The following is a 15,810-nucleotide window of genomic DNA, read 5'->3' as shown; positions in this document are numbered from 1 at the left end:
ATCAGCTGCCCCCTTCTGTTGGTGATACTGTAGGTGTAGGAGTTGGTGTTGTTCCAGATTTCGCGTAATCTATGACAAGGTTTTGATCTCCCTCAATACGGTACGAATCCATGCCCCCGGCATCACCCCAATAATTAATAGTTGAAACCCGAGCTAAAGTGGCTGCACTTATTACCGGAACTTTCTGATCGAGAAGGTAATACCAAAAATATCCTCCCCATGTTCTCTGTTGATTATCCAAAACATCATCTCTGAAACCTATTGCGGTATCAACACCTTTATCAATGGAAGTTTGAATCAAATCACCAGTAATAGGGTTGGATGTATTTCCAGTTTCACATCCGGAATAAACTGCTAACAGAAGATCATCTAGTTCACCATTATTCATGTTTAAAATCCTTTTACCACATTGACCAAAATTCGCACTGATTAATCCACAAGTACCATCACGATTTCCGAAATCAATAAGCCCTGCGGAACCATGTCCAGCGAAATAAAAAATCTGGTCATTTTTCATTCGTTCAAAAGCGAATGATACATTTGAATTTGTATATGAATTTTCATTATATCCAAGAGTTGATTGGTATTGACCTGCTATTGATGCTATATCAGATGTGCGGATATCGTTAGCAACCTCAGGTTCATTCTCAATATTAAAGTCATAATTACTAGCGTTATAAACCGCCACTGCCACGGTCACGAAATTCTCTTTCGAAGTTGTGTTGCTCCCACTTGCATTGGTTACTGAGAGGTTCACGGTATAAATTCCGGGATTCCAATATATATGTAATGGATTCTGGGTAGTTGAATGCGTATCATCGCCAAAATCCCAAGACCAGGATATCGGGTCCTTAACCGAAAAATCTGCGAACTGCACGGTCAGTGGTGCAGGACCGTTCACGGGTGTTGCCGTAAAATCCACAACCGGTCCGCTGCCTTCAACTTGGATGTACCCCTCCTTCACCGTCGTGTTGCTCCCCGCCGCGTTCGCCGCCGTCAGGTTCACTGTGTAATTCCCCGCCGCCACGTAGATGTGCGACGGGTTCTGGTCGGTGGAGGTGTTGCCATCGCCAAAGGACCAGGACCTGTCGGTTATCGTACCGGTGGAGGTGTCGGTGAAGGTCACCGCGAGTGGGGCGGGGCCGGATCGGGACATGGCAGGAAAAAATGATTACTGCTGTTTCTCCCCGGTCAGGTTCCCTCCAGCATCCTCAACGATATACTGCTGGGTCATAGTATCCGATCCCATGTCATTCCAGACAGTGAGCGTGATGTTGTAGGTGCCGGCTGACTTGTACTTATGCGTCGGGTTCTGCTCAGTGGATGTGGTCCCATCGCCGAAGTCCCACTGCCATTTTGACGGGTTGGCATCGGAAGAATCAGTGAATTTTACGGTGAACGGATCTTTTTCACTGACGGTTTTTCCCGCAACAGATTTTCTTGTCACGGCCGGGGTTTGATCGAAAGCGGCGAACTGCCGGGCATAAACCGGGAATTCATAGACAGGATCGTTTGAATTTTTAAAAATCCAAACGGGTTCGAGAATTATTTCAGGGATTTTTCCAGGTTTTTCATAATAGCCGAGTTGTACATCATCGATCCGAACATTGCTCGGCGACTGTAATCTCATGTAAGTATCCCCGTTTTTTAATTTTTCAACTGCTTTATCGGGTGTAATAACTTGCACAACATCGCTGGTTTTTTCTAGCGTTCTCCAGCGTTTCATTACAGCCAGCACCTCCCCATTTTCACCGAGATCAACCGATATAACATCACGTTCGCCGGTTACTTGCATTCCATTAATTTTTCGTTTGAAAAAAACCTGGGTCATTATCGGATGTCGTTCCGTGATTTCTCCTGATGATGTCTGAGTAATTGATTCGCTGATATACACTCCGGAGAGATATGCATCGCTAGTGAGTCCCCCGTATGCATCCAGTGCTTTTATCGCTAAATCGGGAGCTTCAGTTTTAGAGGGCGTGTTCGCTTTTCGTTTTGTCCAGTTATCACTTTGAAATTTATAGTAACGCTTTTGATCGTCTTCTGATAATGTTCCCTTGTATAGTTGGACGAAACGTGGAGTCTCGGATACTTGTGCATCAATTGTGAAATAATCATTTGTTGAACTCTGGAATTTCAATGAAATATTTTGTGCTTGGATTGTCTGCTTGATTGTGGTTGCAGGGATCACCTTTGACTCATCCGGATTTTGATTTGATTGGGGGTGGAAATAATCAGAGACAAGCCAGATGCCGCAGATCATACAGATCAGAATAACCAATCCAACGATACATTCTGTTTTTCTTCTTTCACTCATATCTTTCACCTATTTTTATCTAACAAGTCCACTGGTCGTATTCAGATAATCCATCATCCGGATTTTCATCGGGCCATATTTCACCATGACCGGGCAAGTGGTCATGGTCTTTTTGAGATACGTTATCAAATCGATATGCAGCAATAGTGTTTGTACCGGCGTATACCTCGGTAGTGGCCGCTCTCCAAGCATTCTCAACAGTCCTGTTTTCCTCCATTGCATAATGGAAGAATCTCACCGGTAATTGACTATTCGGATTTTTCGAAGAGGCGAATCCCAAAATTCCATGCGATGTTTCTAATGCATCTCCCCAAGATGCATTTGATAGTAATAAACAACTATCGAGAATAACCCACTTATTCTGGTTCCCCCATTTTTTATGAACCTGAGACGCACTCAAATAATCATAAGGCATAATTGGATAAAGTCCGAGGTGATTGAGTTTGATTAATGCAATCCCTTTGGTTTCATTTCCATGACCAAAATGATAATGCAATACAGAATTGTCTAAACCATTCCCTGTCGTTCCAAAGTCTTCTTCTGTTACATCTAGATCTTTATCATAGAATTGTTGACTCCATCCGGCAGAATTTAAAATCGATGCAACATTATCGCCAGTCTCAGTCCCACTAAATGACAAATTCCATGGGTCTTGATACGGATCGTTCGGATTACGATATTTTTCACCAACTGTTATCGAATACGTCCGCGCAATCTGCGCCGGCTCCGTCACGCTGATGTACCCCTCCTTCACCGTCGTGTTGCTCCCCGCCGCGTTCGCCGCCGTCAGGTTCACGGTGTAATTCCCCGCCGCCTCGTAGGTGTGCGACGGGTTCTGGTCGGTGGAGGTGTTGCCATCGCCAAAGGACCAGGACCAGTCGGTTATAGTGCCGGTGGAGGTGTCGTTGAAGGTGACGTTCAGCGGGGCGGGGCCGGATGTGGGAAAGGCATAGAAATCTGCTCGGACCGGAGAGGTGACGATTATCAAATCGGTAACATTCTTCCATGATGTCCCACCGCTGTTGGATGCAGAATGGCTGACCGAATATATCCCAGGCTGCGTGTAGGTGAAAGTCACGTTCCGTTCTGCTGAGGTATTTCCGTTCCCGAATTCCCAGTACCATGATTGTGGTGTCGTGTTACTGGTATCGTTGAACTGGACAATCAGCGGTGCGGTGCCGGAAGTGGGGGACGCGGTGAAATTGGCAACAGGTCGCGGGCGGGTGCCGTTTCCCCAATACCAGCACCAGTTGGTCGGGTAGGTACCTTTCGTCAAACGGAGAGCTGTAAAAATATAATACCTCTCCGTCACAACGCAAGAACCGCCCCCATTAGCTCCACCGCCAATATAACACATATCATTCCCAGACGAGCCACAAATCGAGCTGCCTTTTTCAATGTATTTGTTCCACGTTCCGCAGTCGGTCCATGAACAGGTAATTGTATCACCAGCGTAGAGGGTTGCACCGTATGGATATGAGCAGTTAAAAGTGCAAGCACCCAGCACCGGTGTACACGGGAACGCGAGCACGAGCGGACCAACGAGGCTGTACGTGAAGTTCCCGTCACGCAGGCTTAATGGCTGTTTATCATTCGTGATCATGCACTCACACGCTCATTTTCCCATGTGGGCATGACCCAAACCTTCATCATCAGAGAAGCGGATTGATCCATGCCTACGGGCAGGCGGCGTTCATCAGCTTTCCACGGTCGGTGAACCCGCCCTTCCATTCTCCTTCCGGTATCCCGAAGACCGGAACTCTTGTTTCCGGCACAGGACACTCACGTAAACCAAGGTATTCATTAAACATTTATTAAAACAGCTGTTTTGATTCTTCAGGTATACTTCAATAAAATATAGGAGATTATGGCCGTATTTCATCCTTATTATGATTTCCGGATAAACCCGGCATTCCCCCGGTTGGCTATCCTGTTCCCTGATGATTCCTCAGAACCGTAATAGAAAAAAACACGTCCCGGTTCTCACGCAGAGTGGTGGAATTTTGCGGACCCCAGCCCACTTCCGCAAACCGGACATCAACACATTTCTACCCAACAAACCAATACACTATCCAATGGCACGGCTCGCGATAATCGGTGTGGGAAGGATCGGTGGCGAGGTCGCGTACCTTTCCGCAGCCCTCGGGATCGCGGACGAGCTCGTACTCTATGACAGTGCGCCGGACCTCCTGCGGGCGCAGGTGCTCGACCTCGAACACACCGGCCTCAAAACGGCGATCAGCACGGACACGCGGGAGATCGGCGATGCCGATCTCTGCATTGTTACCGCCGGGCTGCCCCGCAATCCCTCGGTGAAGACACGGGCCGATCTGCTTGATGCAAACCTGCCGGCGGTGCGGGACGCTGCAGCGCTCCTTGCCGGGTTCGGCGGAATCCTCATCACCGTCACCAACCCGATGGACATCAACAATTATTTCCTGCAGAAAACGACCGGTATCCCGCGTGAACGCTGCATCGGGTTCGGCGGCCAGCTCGACAGCGCCCGCTTCGGGATCGCCCTCCGGGACCGGAAGATCAGCGGGTTCCCCTTCGTTCTTGGCGAGCATGGCGAGCACCAGGTCCCCATATTCTCGCGGCTGGGCACGGAGGTCGCAATCCCGCAGCGCGAAGAGATCCTTGCCGGGCTCCGCGGGGCGAGCATGGAAGTGATCAGGGGGAAGGGCGGTACCGTCTTCGGCCCGGCCCTCCACCTCGCCCAGCTTGCCCGGATGGTCATCCGGAACACCCGCGAACTGGCGGTCTGCTCGGCGGTCCTTGAGGGAGAGTACGGCACCAGCGGGTGCTCGCTCGGCATCCCGGCGGTTATCGTCAACGAGGGTATCCGGCGGATCGAGGAATGGCCGCTCGATGCGTGGGAGCAGGAGAAGATGGACGGGGCCGCCCGGTTCGTGCAGGACCTGTGCCGGAGGGCGGTGTCCCGGTGACGTCCCAGTCCACGCTCGCGGACACCTGCGCAAGCGCTCCCTGCGTCACGGTACCGGAAGCCGGTGTCCGGATCGCCATCAACCAGGTCGAGTACAGCAACACGCCGGACGGCCCGCTCATCCACGTCTTTGGCCGGGACACGAAGGGCAGGGCCGTGCGCCTCGATGTCACGGGATTCCGGCCGTACTTCTACGTGCCGGCCGAGCAGGCAGAGACCGGGGCATTTCCGGCGCAGGCGAGCCTCGAGACCGGCACCAGCTACCGCTCGATCCGCGGCGAGCCGCTCCGCCGGCTCTATACCCAGCGGCCGGGCGATGTCCGCGATGTGCGGGAGCGGTACAAACACTACGAGGCCGACATCCCGTTTGCCACCCGGTTCATGATCGACACCGGGCTCACCGGCGGAGTCGCGGCGCCGGCCACCACGGCCGACTACCGTGAGATTGCGCCCGCGGATGTCGATGCCCCGGCCCGCTCCTGCATCATCGATATCGAGTGCGAGGACGAGCGGGGTTTCCCCGATCCCCAGCGCGACGCCATCATCTGCATCACCGCGTTCGACTCGTTCGACAACGATTACACAACATTCCTTCTCGTGGGCGGGGGCAGCGGTACACCGGACGAGATTACAAAAAAGGAAGCGGACGGCGGCCTTGCAAACGGCTGCTTCCGGAAGGGGACACACACGATCTGCACGTACGCGGACGAGACCGCGATGCTCAGGGCGTTTGCCGCGTACATCGCCGCACGCGACCCGGACGTCCTCTCCGGCTGGAACTTCGTCGAATTCGATATGCCCTATATCACCGGCCGCATGGAGAAGCTCGGCCTCCGGGCCGACTCGCTCGCCCGGATCCCGGGCATGAGCGAGCGGAACGCCCTTCGGGGCCGGGCGCTCTTCGATCTGCTCACTGCGTACAAGAAGATGCACTCGACTCTCAAGGAGTCCTACCGGCTCGACGCCGTGGCAATGGACGAGGTCGGCGAGCAGAAGGTCCGGTACACCGGCACCATCTCCGACCTCTGGAAGCAGCAGCCGGCGCTCCTTGTCGAGTACAACTACAAGGACGTGGAGCTCTGTGTTGCCATCGACCGGAAGGACAACATCATCGGGTTCTACCGCGAGATCGCGAGGTACGTGGGCTGCCCGCTCGACAAGACCCTGAACTCGTCGAGCGTCATCGACGTGTACGTGCTCCGGAAGGCGTTCGGGAAGTACGTCCTGCCGTCCAAGGGCTTTGCCAATGCAGAAGAGTTCGAGGGCGCAACCGTCTTCGAGCCGAGCAAAGGCGTCCGGGAGAACGTGGTGGTGCTCGACCTCAAGTCCCTGTACCCGATGGCGATGATGACCATCAACGCCTCGCCCGAGACCAAGCTTTCTTCGGGCGAGAGCGACCCGGCCGGGGAGCTCCGGGCCCCGAACGGGATCCGGTTCCGGAAGCAGCCGGACGGGTTAACAAGGAGCATCATTGCCGACCTCCTCAGGGAACGCGACCAGAAGAAGGCGCTGCGGAACACGTTTGCCTTCGGCTCGCCGCAGTACGTGATGTACGACATGCAGCAGAACGTGCTCAAGGTGATCATGAACACCTACTACGGGGTTTCGGGGTATGCCCGCTTCCGGCTCTTCGACCGGGAGATCGGGGCTGCCGTGACCTCCGTTGGCCGGGCGATCATCGAGCACACGCGGCGCGAGATCGAGAAGATGGGCTACACGGTTATCTACGGCGACACCGATTCCTGCATGGTCCAGCTCGAGAAGGGTATGGACCGGGAGCAGACGATCGCGACCGCCCGTACGATCGAGAAGGTGCTCAACGACAGCTACCCGGTCTTTGCAAAGAACGAGCTGAACGCCGATGTCAACTTCTTCTCCATCAAGTTCGAGAAGATCTACGCCCGCTTCTTCCAGGCCGGCAAGAAGAAACGGTACGCCGGCTCGCTTGTCTGGAAAGAGGGCAAGGACGTCCACGAGACTGACATCGTGGGCTTCGAGATCAAGCGCAGCGACACCCCGCAGATCACCAAGTTCGTGCAGAAGACCGTGATGGAGATGATCCTGGACGGGAAGGGACTGCCGGAAGTCAGGGTGTTTCTCAGCGACGTGATCAAAAAATACCGGGCCGGGAAGTACACACTGGACGAGATCGGTATCCCCGGCGGGATCGGCAAGGGCCTCGAGGATTACGAAACAGACGATGCGCAGGTCCGCGGGGCGAAGTACGCGAACCAGTACCTGCACACGGAATTCGGGAAGGGCAGCAAGCCCAAGCGGGTGTACATCAAAACCGTGACCGCGAAGTACCCCAAGACCGATGTGCTCTGCTTCGAGTACGCTGACCAGGTGCCACCCGAATTCGTGGTGGACCGTGAGATCATGCTCGAGAAGACGATCCGGCAGCCCATCTCCCGGATCATCGAGGCGCTCGGCTGGAGCTGGGAGGACGTGGATCCGTCACGGACAACGCTCGCCCAGTGGGGTTTCGGGTGACACACTCCTTCGCTTCATGAAACATGGAAATATGCCGGGGTGGTGAATATTCAAAAAAAATTTTAATGCCACTTTTTGAATACGTTTCATGTCAGGAAAAAACGCAACACATTAATAGCCGTTCGTGCAATGAGGTTGCATAGAGGGGAAGGGCGGAAAAGAATTCCCGTCAGCCCCCGCAACGTCCAAAGGACGAACAGGCCGGTCACGGAATGGTGGAGTCTGAGCATTTCGGGGAGCGCGAAGAGAGCCTGAACAATCTCTGGCTCTTCATCATCATCAACACCACGGTCCTTGCCCTCCTCATCAACATCCTCTCCCTCCATTACGGCAACAACGACGTTGCCCCGAACCTCTTCTACATCCCGGTCGTCATTGCGGCCTACTGGTACCCGCACCGCGGACCGCTCTTTGCCGGCGTCATCTCCGTTGCCTACATGTCGCTTGTCTGGTACTTCCTTGGCAGCGATGCCTGGACACTCATCTCGTCGTCCGTGATCTGTTACGTGATGATCGGCGTCTCCGTGGTTGTCTCGAGCCTTGCCACCCACATGCGGAGGAACGAGGTGAAGTACCGCGGGATCTTCAACCATTCGGAAGCCGGTGTCGGTCTTGTCAACCTCTCGAGCCTTTCGATCAAGGAAGTGAACGAGCGGTTTGTCGCCCGGCTCGGGTATACCCGCGAGGAGGTCATGGCAGTCCCGTTCGGCGAACTCTGGGCGGATGCAGATCACAAGGATACCTTCTTCCGGAACCTCAAGACCCAGGGAAGTATCGAGAACATGGAGACCCGGTTCCGTTCCCGGGACAAGGGAGATCGCTGGGTCCTGGTCTCGGCAGGTATGCTCCCCGACAACCAGTTCGTGGTCACGCTTGTTGACATCACCGACCGCAAGCAGGCCGAGGAACTGCTGCTGATCAAGGATCATGCCATCCGGTCCTCGATCAACGCGATCGCGATCCTGGACCTGGATTTCACGATAACCTACGTGAACCAGTCCCTGACCAAAATGCTCGATTATTACCATGACAACGAGATCATTGGCAAAAACCTTGGCACGTTCATGACAGCCCCGCGGACATTCGGGGAGATCCGCGATACCCTGCAGAAAGCCGGCAGCTGGTTTGGCGAGGTCATTCTCCTGAAATACAACCGGAACCCGTTCTACGTCCTGCTCTGGGCAAACCTTGTCCGCGATGAGACGGGAACACCGGTCTGCGTGATGATCTCGTTCATCGATATCACGGACCGGAAGCAGATGGAGATTGCCAAGCGCAAGGCGCTCGAGCAGATCGAGCATAACATCGAGCAGTTCGCGATCCTCGGTGACCACATACGGAACCCGCTTGCAGTCATCGTCGGCCTTTCGAGCCTCGCGCCCGGCGATATCACGGACAAGATCATCCTCCAGGCAAAGGAGATCGACCGGATCATCACCCAGCTCGACATGGGGTGGATCGAGAGCGAGAAGGTCAGGGACTTCATCAAGCGGTACTACATGGTCGGGGCCGGGGAATTGGCGGACGGCGACAAGGGAATGGCGGCCGCCCCGGGGGATGCGGGGAAATAATTTTTTGGTATTCGTATCTGTAAAATCCTTTTTGAGAGAGAGAAAACACGATAGTATCCGGCTGTTCTCACCAGTGTGATTATGAGGGCTCCCCGCCTGAGGGCCCCTCACGGGGCACGGCGGGGCCAGAGCAGGTCCCGGGAAACCGGTAATTAAAGGCCGCCGCGGGAGCGCCCCCGCGGGGGCGGCGGCACACATCATAATTGGGGTATGGGGGCATCAGCCCCCATCGTTGTTACTCTGAAGTGTGGGATAGAAAATCCACCGGTCGAACAGTGTGCAGGCATGAATCTATAGCGGAGGAACGCGGACAGCACTCTCGGAAAGAATAACCAGGACCAGCGGAAGCAGGGAAAATAGTACGACAAGCGCCGGCCCTGCAATGGCTCTGCCACGGGAAATTCCGTGAGTTTTTTCCATTGCAGATGTCCAGAGGGCGGCACTCCAGAATACCCCGAGGAAAAGGCCGGCACCAAGAATTGCCACAAGCACCGTCAGGAATATCGAAGGCTGCATGCCCGCAATCCATGGCCGGGCAATTCCATTGATCAGGATGAACGGGGACAGGAGGGTCTGCGGGAGATACCCGTACCCGGTGTTCTGCAGGGTTGCAGGAAACGATCCGGTACCGCCGAGGAGCCGGCTGACAACATAGAGGACTGCTGCCATCACGAGCCAGAGAGCGAACGGGAGCAGGAGGAAGTACAGGGCTGCTGTGGGCTGCCCGAAAAAACCGCTGATGTCGCCCCGGGTGACAGCCACTTCCAGAACCGGTGACAGGAAGGTCACGATGCTGCCGATACCGACAATGACTGCCGGGATAAGGAGGTGAATCTCCTCATTCTGTTTCCGGGCAAAAAAGCCGTCAGGATGAAAGAGAAGGCCGGAGATCTCCTGGTACATGATGAAAATCTGTTCTCATCATGAATAAATCATGCGAAATTTTTCCGGAAAAATGATTCGCGGGTTTCAGGAAAAACCGATCGCATCCGGGGGGTAACTGCCTGCTGCCACCGGGTTACCGCCGCTTCCCCGCTTCTGCCAGCCGGTCGTTCAGTTTCCGGATCTGGTCGCGGAGCGCGATGGCCCGCTCGAAGTCCAGGTTCTCGGCAGCGTCCTGCATCTGCTTCTCGAGCTCGATCACCACGTTCGGGATCTCGGTCTTCGGTACATGCTTCGTGTCCCTGAGATCGACCTCCTTCTCCTTGACCGGCTTGATGATGGTCTGAGGGATGATCCCGTGCTTTTTGTTGAACGCGATCTGCATGTCGCGCCGGCGCCTGGTCTCGGCCAGCGCCCGCTTCATGGAGTCGGTCATGGTGTCGCCGTAGAGCACGACCTTCGCGTGCACGTTCCGGGCTGCCCGGCCGATGATCTGGATCAGGCTCCGGGCGTCGCGGAGGAATCCTTCCTTGTCCGCGTCCAGGATCCCGATGAACCCGACCTCGGGAATGTCGAGGCCTTCGCGGAGCAGGTTGATCCCGACCAGCACGTCGAACTTCCCGAGCCGGAGCTGCCGGATGATCTCGCTTCGTTCCAGCGTCTCGATCTCGGAGTGGAGGTACCGCGTCCGGATCTTCCGGTCGGCAAGGAACTCGGAGAGCTCCTCGGCGAGTTTCTTGGTCAGCGTGGTGACAAGGGCACGGTCGCCGCGGGCGATGGTTGCCTGCACCTCGCGGATAACATCCTCGATCTGGCCGTCGATCGGCCGGACCTCGACACCGGGATCCACCAGGCCCGTGGGCCGGATGATCTGCTCAACCGCCTTGCCCGACTTCTTCAGCTCGTACTCGCCGGGGGTTGCCGAGACGAAGATCACGCGGTTCATATACTGCTCGAACTCGTGGAACTTCAGCGGCCGGTTGTCATACGCGCTCGGCAGCCGGAAGCCGTAGTCAACAAGCGCCTTCTTGCGCGAGCGGTCGCCGTTGTACATCCCGTGGAGCTGCGGGATCATCTGGTGGCTCTCGTCAATGATCATCAAAAAGTCGTCCGGGAAGTAGTCGAGCAGGCAGTACGGCTTCTCGCCGGCCTTCCTCCCGTCAAAGTGCCGGGAATAGTTCTCGATCCCCTTGCAGGAGCCGGTCTCTGCGATCATCTCGAGGTCGTACCGCGTCCGCTGCTCAAGCCGGTGGGCCTCGATCAGCCCAAGTGTCGGGAGCACCTCGGCAAGTTCCTTCTCAATGGAGGCGATTGCGGATTTCCGTGCGCTCTCGGGCGTAACGAAGTGCCGGGCGGGATACACGTAGAAGTACTTCATCTCCTCTTTCTTTGCGCCGGTGTTCTTGTCCACCTCGCGGATCCGCTCGATCTCGTCCCCGAACATCTCAATCCGGATGATGTCGTTGAAGTACCCGGGGATGATGTCGATGATGTCGCCCTTGACCCGGAAGCGGCCGGGCATCAGCTCGAGATCATTGCGCTCGAAGAGGATGTCGAGCAGCCGGCTCATGATCTCGTTCCGCGAGATCTTCTGGCCGACCGAGAGCTCGAACCCCATGTTCCGGAAGTTCTCGGGGTTGCCAAGGCCGTAGATGCAGGAGACGCTGGCGACCACGATGGTGTCGGGCCGGAACGAGAGCGAGGCGGTGGCCGAGAGCCGGAGCATCTCGATCTTCGGGTTGATGGCAGAGTCCTTCTCGATGTACTGGTCCTTTGCGGGAATGTAGGACTCGGGCTGGTAGTAGTCGTAGTAGGAGACGAAGTATTCCACGCGGTTTCTGGGGAAGAAGTCGCAGAACTCCGAGTAGAGCTGGGCGGCGAGCGTCTTGTTGTGGGCGAGCACGAGCGTGGGCTTCTGCGCTGCCTGTATCACGTTTGCCATCGTGAAGGTCTTGCCCGAGCCGGTGACGCCGAGCAGGGTCTGGTACTGCTTGTCATCCTCAAGCCCCGCGATCAGTTCCCTGATCGCTTCGGGTTGCGAGCCGGCGGGGGCGAAGCTGGAGACGAGCTCGAATTCTGTCACGGTGCTTAGGATCTCGGAGTCCGGTATTAAAAGGGATCGGGATGCGGCAGGAAAGTAACCAGGGCAGGAGGATTCGGGATACCCCTGTCACACCTTTTCAACATTCTCAGACTTGCAGTCCGGGCAGATCGAATGCTGCTTTCCCGTGCTCTTGTACTCCCTTCCGCAGTCGTTGCACCGGTATTTGTAGAACGTGATCTCGCCCAGTTCGATACTGAGCGGGCCGACCGGAGAACACATGGACCATCACCTTGCCTTGCGTGTGCATCGTTGCGCCGGCTATTTGTAGTTTTTCCCGGTCATGAGTCAGCATGCTCATATTGTCGCCCGTTGCATGCCACCTGTGGACCCGAGGATCCTTCCTGCACTCCTCGTCCTTGCACTGCTCCTCCTCTTTGCCGGGTGCGTCTCTCCCGACCCGGCACCTGCCGCGGGAACCTGCGTAAAAAACGTACGCAGAAGGACAGTACCGCCGCGGCAATGAAGGCTGTCCCCTTCACCCGCTCCCGGCCCGCGTCATCGGGCAGACATTACAGCCCTCCATCTCGCCAAAACAGAAAAGGAACCGCTCGCGGATGGTCCGCGGAAGCTTGTCCTCCGGGATCGGGACGAACCCGAAGGTCCTGTAGAAGGAGATGAGGGTGATTGTCGAGTGGATGAAGATCCGCTCCTTCCCGCAGGCATCGATCAGCGCCTGCACGGCGCGCCGGGCATAGCCCTTCCCGCGGAACCGCTCGCTTGAGAACACGCAGTCCATCTCCAGGCCGTCCGGGTGCCGGGTGCACCGGGCGGTTGCGGCGAGGATGCCGTTTTCGAACACCCCGAAGACCCGCTCCTCGGGCATGTCGTTCTTCTGGCCGCGGTACTCCTCCCATAACTTCTCCGCGAGGGAGAACTCGTCCTTCTTCAGCTCGCGGACAACGATGTCCGGTCCTGCTGCCACCATGTATACCGGGGAGTTGTTGACCGCAGGTGTATTTGAGCGTGACGTATCGGTGCGGGGGCGGGAGGTACAGCCCGCGGCATGGTTCCGGCGGGCTGCACCATCGTTTTATCGGCCGGGAAGAACCATCCGGAACAGGAGAACCACCATGACCGACCAGTCGGATCTCACCACGACCCTCGGGAAACTCACGCTGAAGAACCCGTTCATGCTCGCCTCCGCTCCCCCGACCGCTTCCGTGGAGCATATCCTCCGGGGATTCCGGGCCGGCTGGGGCGGGGCGGTCATCAAGACCATCCACCCGGACGGCATGGCGATCCGGGATGTTTCCCCGCGGTTCGCTGCATGGAAGGGCGCAGGCGGGGAACTCCTGGGGTTTGAGAATATCGAGCTGCTCAGCAAAAAGAGCGTCTCGTACTGGGAGGCCGGGATCGGGCAGATCCGGGAGGAGTTCCCCGACCGGATCCTCATTGCCAGTATCATGGGCGACCCGGATCCAAAAAGCTGGCAGGAGCTTGCCGGGACCGTACAGGATGCCGGCTGCGATGCCATCGAGCTGAACGTCTCGTGCCCGCACGGCATGCCGGAGGCCGGTGTCGGCGCTGCCATCGGCCAGAACCCGCCGCTGGTAAACCAGCTCACCCGGAGCGTTGTGAAGTCGGTGAAGGTCCCGGTGTACGTCAAGATGACGCCGAACATCACGGACATCACGCTCCCTGCAAAGGCTGCGGCAGCCGGCGGGGCTGCGGGCATCTCCGCCATCAACAGCGTCCAGTCTCTCTGCGGGGTCGACATCGAGACTTTCGGACCGCACCCGTCCGTGGACGGGATGTCCACGCATGGCGGCTATTCCGGACCGGCGATCAAGCCTATAGGCCTCGGGCGCGTTGCCGCCATTGCCGGGTGCATTGATCTGCCGGTTATGGGGATCGGCGGCGTCAGCACCTGGCAGGATGCCGTGGAGTACCTGCTGCTCGGCGCGTCCGCAGTACAGGTCTGCACGGCCGTGATGTGGAACGGGTACGGCATCGTGAAGGAGATGAACAGGGGGCTTGTATCCTACCTTGCTTGGAAAGGGTTCTCCTCGCCCGATGAACTCCGCGGGCTGGGGCTACGGCAGCTCACTGCCCATCAGTCCCTCAGCCGGGATGTTCGGATCCGGCCGGTGATCACCGATGCCAAAAAGTGCGACGGGTGCGGCAGGTGCGTAGTTGCATGCCGGGACGGAGGATACGGGGCCATCCGGCTCGTGAAGAAGAAGCCGATCATCGACCCGGCAGCATGCGACGGGTGCGGGCTGTGTATCCTCGTCTGCCCGTCCGGGGCGCTCGGGGCGCTGGAAGATCAGTGAAGGGAACACCTGTCCCGCGGTATAGAACCGCAATCTATTTTCTGGACCGGCATCATCATACCTGATAAGGGATTTCGGAGATGTGATGAGCGCAGAAATCACGATTATCGAAGGAACGACTGTCGTCACGCTGCCCCGGCGGTTCGATACCGACAGCGCTCCGGCCGTTGAAAAGGACCTTAAACCGGTCATCGGCCGGCACCCGGACCGGCTCCTCTTCGATTTTTCAGGAACCGACTATATCTCGAGCGCCGGGATGCGGGTACTGGTGAAAACCCTGCATACCATGAAAGACGGAGGAGGCACCGTCGTTTTCTCGTCCCTCAACTCGCATGTTGAATATGTTTTTGAGATCGCAGGATTCCTGAAGATCTTCACCATCTGCAAGACGCGGGAAAAGGCCCTGAAACACCTGAAAAAGGACGGGTAAACCGGTTCAGCATTATCAGGCGGGGGCCGGCGAAACGATTTCTGCCGTCACCCGCGGGCTTTTTTCAGCATCTCCCGGGCGAACATCTCCGCATTCCGCAGGTCGTCCGCATCCGGCCGTCCCCTGTTGATTCCGCCGAAATATTTCAGGAAACTGTTCGTGTTCCACCCGGCACAGCCGAATTCACCAATGACCGTGTACCCCTTCAGCTGCAGCTTTTCCCGCATCTCTGCGTGGTTGTCTGCAACGAAACTCCGGGTTACCGCAAATGCCGGTGCCCCGTAGGTCGAAAAGAGAAAGGCCTTCTTCCCTGCAGCAGAGGAAAGCCGGTCGGCAAGAGTGAGGATTGCCGGGCCGAAGGTCGCGCTGTAAATCCCCGAGCCGAACCCGATCAGGTCGTACTCCCGGAGTTTTTCCGGGAAAACCTGGTCCGGTGTTTTTACTTCTGCATCAAGGACATTCGCCATCGTTCGTGCTATCTTCTCCGTGTTCCCGTGATGGTATGAGAACACGATCACGAGTGATTTTACCGATTGTGGAGTTTCCGGATTATTTTCAGGTTGATTCATGGTTTACCTCAACTCTCGAATGATAATTTTTCTGCTCTGGAGAAACCACTCCATAACACACTCAGTGGAATTGTGAGGGTGACCCCCTCTCTCCCCCAGAGGGGGAGGCAGCCCAAGGGGGCAAGCCCCCTTGACCCCCATTTTCGATTTTTTTCATGCCCCATATACGACCATGCTCCACGGGGCGAGGGTCGGCAGACCCCGAGCGCCCGTGGCTCCATCACAAT

At 56.6% G+C, this 15,810-nt stretch carries 14 protein-coding genes; 6 read left to right on the top strand and 8 right to left on the bottom strand.

The genetic code is table 11. The features are described from left to right. Position 1: 1 nt before the first annotated feature. From A4E33_RS10030 to A4E33_RS10020, 3 genes are all read right to left on the bottom strand, one after another. Positions 2-1,156, bottom strand: coding sequence for a PKD domain-containing protein (locus A4E33_RS10030; protein WP_292347771.1), 1,155 nt, complete (start codon positions 1,154-1,156; stop codon positions 2-4). Between the two features lie 15 nt (positions 1,157-1,171). Continuing rightward, positions 1,172-2,263, bottom strand: coding sequence for a PKD domain-containing protein (locus tag A4E33_RS10025; RefSeq protein ID WP_292347769.1), 1,092 nt, complete (start codon positions 2,261-2,263; stop codon positions 1,172-1,174). Between the two features lie 73 nt (positions 2,264-2,336). Beyond that, the gene (locus tag A4E33_RS10020) at positions 2,337-3,920 is read right to left on the bottom strand and encodes a PKD domain-containing protein (protein ID WP_292347768.1); all 1,584 of its coding nucleotides are present in this window, start codon (positions 3,918-3,920) and stop codon (positions 2,337-2,339) included. A gap of 472 nt (positions 3,921-4,392) precedes the next feature. Here A4E33_RS10020 and A4E33_RS10015 point away from each other — a divergent pair, with 472 nt between their 5' ends. The 3 genes from A4E33_RS10015 to A4E33_RS10005 all read left to right on the top strand — a co-directional run bounded on the left by A4E33_RS10015 (position 4,393) and on the right by A4E33_RS10005 (position 9,325). Further along, entirely contained in the window at positions 4,393-5,262 is an 870-nt protein-coding gene (locus A4E33_RS10015) for a malate dehydrogenase (RefSeq protein ID WP_292347766.1), read from the top strand. Further along, on the top strand, positions 5,259-7,754 hold the full coding sequence (locus tag A4E33_RS10010) for a DNA-directed DNA polymerase (protein WP_394334372.1): 2,496 nt from the start codon (positions 5,259-5,261) through the stop codon (positions 7,752-7,754). The genes A4E33_RS10015 and A4E33_RS10010 overlap by 4 nt, the downstream gene beginning before the upstream one ends. A gap of 212 nt (positions 7,755-7,966) precedes the next feature. Continuing rightward, positions 7,967-9,325, top strand: a complete 1,359-nt coding sequence (locus tag A4E33_RS10005; protein WP_292347765.1) for a PAS domain S-box protein — start codon at positions 7,967-7,969, stop codon at positions 9,323-9,325. Positions 9,326-9,616: 291 nt separating this feature from the next. On the opposite strand, the gene A4E33_RS10000 is transcribed toward A4E33_RS10005, so the two are convergent. From A4E33_RS10000 to A4E33_RS09990, 3 genes are all read right to left on the bottom strand, one after another. Continuing rightward, positions 9,617-10,228, bottom strand: coding sequence for a Yip1 family protein (locus A4E33_RS10000; RefSeq protein WP_292347763.1), 612 nt, complete (start codon positions 10,226-10,228; stop codon positions 9,617-9,619). A 115-nt stretch (positions 10,229-10,343) separates the two neighbouring features. Next, positions 10,344-12,290, bottom strand: a complete 1,947-nt coding sequence (uvrB, locus tag A4E33_RS09995; protein WP_292347761.1) for an excinuclease ABC subunit UvrB — start codon at positions 12,288-12,290, stop codon at positions 10,344-10,346. Positions 12,291-12,377: 87 nt separating this feature from the next. Then, a complete protein-coding gene (locus tag A4E33_RS09990; RefSeq protein ID WP_292347759.1) occupies positions 12,378-12,530 on the bottom strand; it encodes a hypothetical protein in 153 nt (50 codons plus the stop codon). 103 nt (positions 12,531-12,633) lie between these two features. Here A4E33_RS09990 and A4E33_RS09985 point away from each other — a divergent pair, with 103 nt between their 5' ends. Then, positions 12,634-12,774, top strand: a complete 141-nt coding sequence (locus tag A4E33_RS09985; protein ID WP_292347757.1) for a hypothetical protein — start codon at positions 12,634-12,636, stop codon at positions 12,772-12,774. A 12-nt stretch (positions 12,775-12,786) separates the two neighbouring features. Here A4E33_RS09985 and A4E33_RS09980 read toward each other — a convergent pair whose 3' ends face one another. After that, a complete protein-coding gene (locus tag A4E33_RS09980) occupies positions 12,787-13,236 on the bottom strand; it encodes a GNAT family N-acetyltransferase (RefSeq protein ID WP_292347755.1) in 450 nt (149 codons plus the stop codon). Between the two features lie 145 nt (positions 13,237-13,381). On the opposite strand from A4E33_RS09980, the gene preA reads away from it, so the two are divergent. Beyond that, complete coding sequence (gene preA, locus A4E33_RS09975) at positions 13,382-14,584, top strand: NAD-dependent dihydropyrimidine dehydrogenase subunit PreA (RefSeq protein ID WP_292347753.1); 1,203 nt, start codon at positions 13,382-13,384, stop codon at positions 14,582-14,584. An 85-nt stretch (positions 14,585-14,669) separates the two neighbouring features. Continuing rightward, complete coding sequence (locus A4E33_RS09970; protein ID WP_292347751.1) at positions 14,670-15,014, top strand: STAS domain-containing protein; 345 nt, start codon at positions 14,670-14,672, stop codon at positions 15,012-15,014. A 47-nt stretch (positions 15,015-15,061) separates the two neighbouring features. On the opposite strand, the gene A4E33_RS09965 is transcribed toward A4E33_RS09970, so the two are convergent. Next, on the bottom strand, positions 15,062-15,583 hold the full coding sequence (locus A4E33_RS09965) for a flavodoxin family protein (RefSeq protein WP_292347749.1): 522 nt from the start codon (positions 15,581-15,583) through the stop codon (positions 15,062-15,064). Positions 15,584-15,810: the final 227 nt, after the last annotated feature.

The sequence above is a fragment of the Methanoregula sp. PtaB.Bin085 genome (assembly GCF_002067035.1).
In the GTDB taxonomy this organism is placed as follows: Archaea; Halobacteriota; Methanomicrobia; order Methanomicrobiales; family Methanospirillaceae; genus Methanoregula.
Note: the sequence above shows the minus strand (reverse complement) of the source record. Positions and strands in the feature narration are given on the sequence as shown.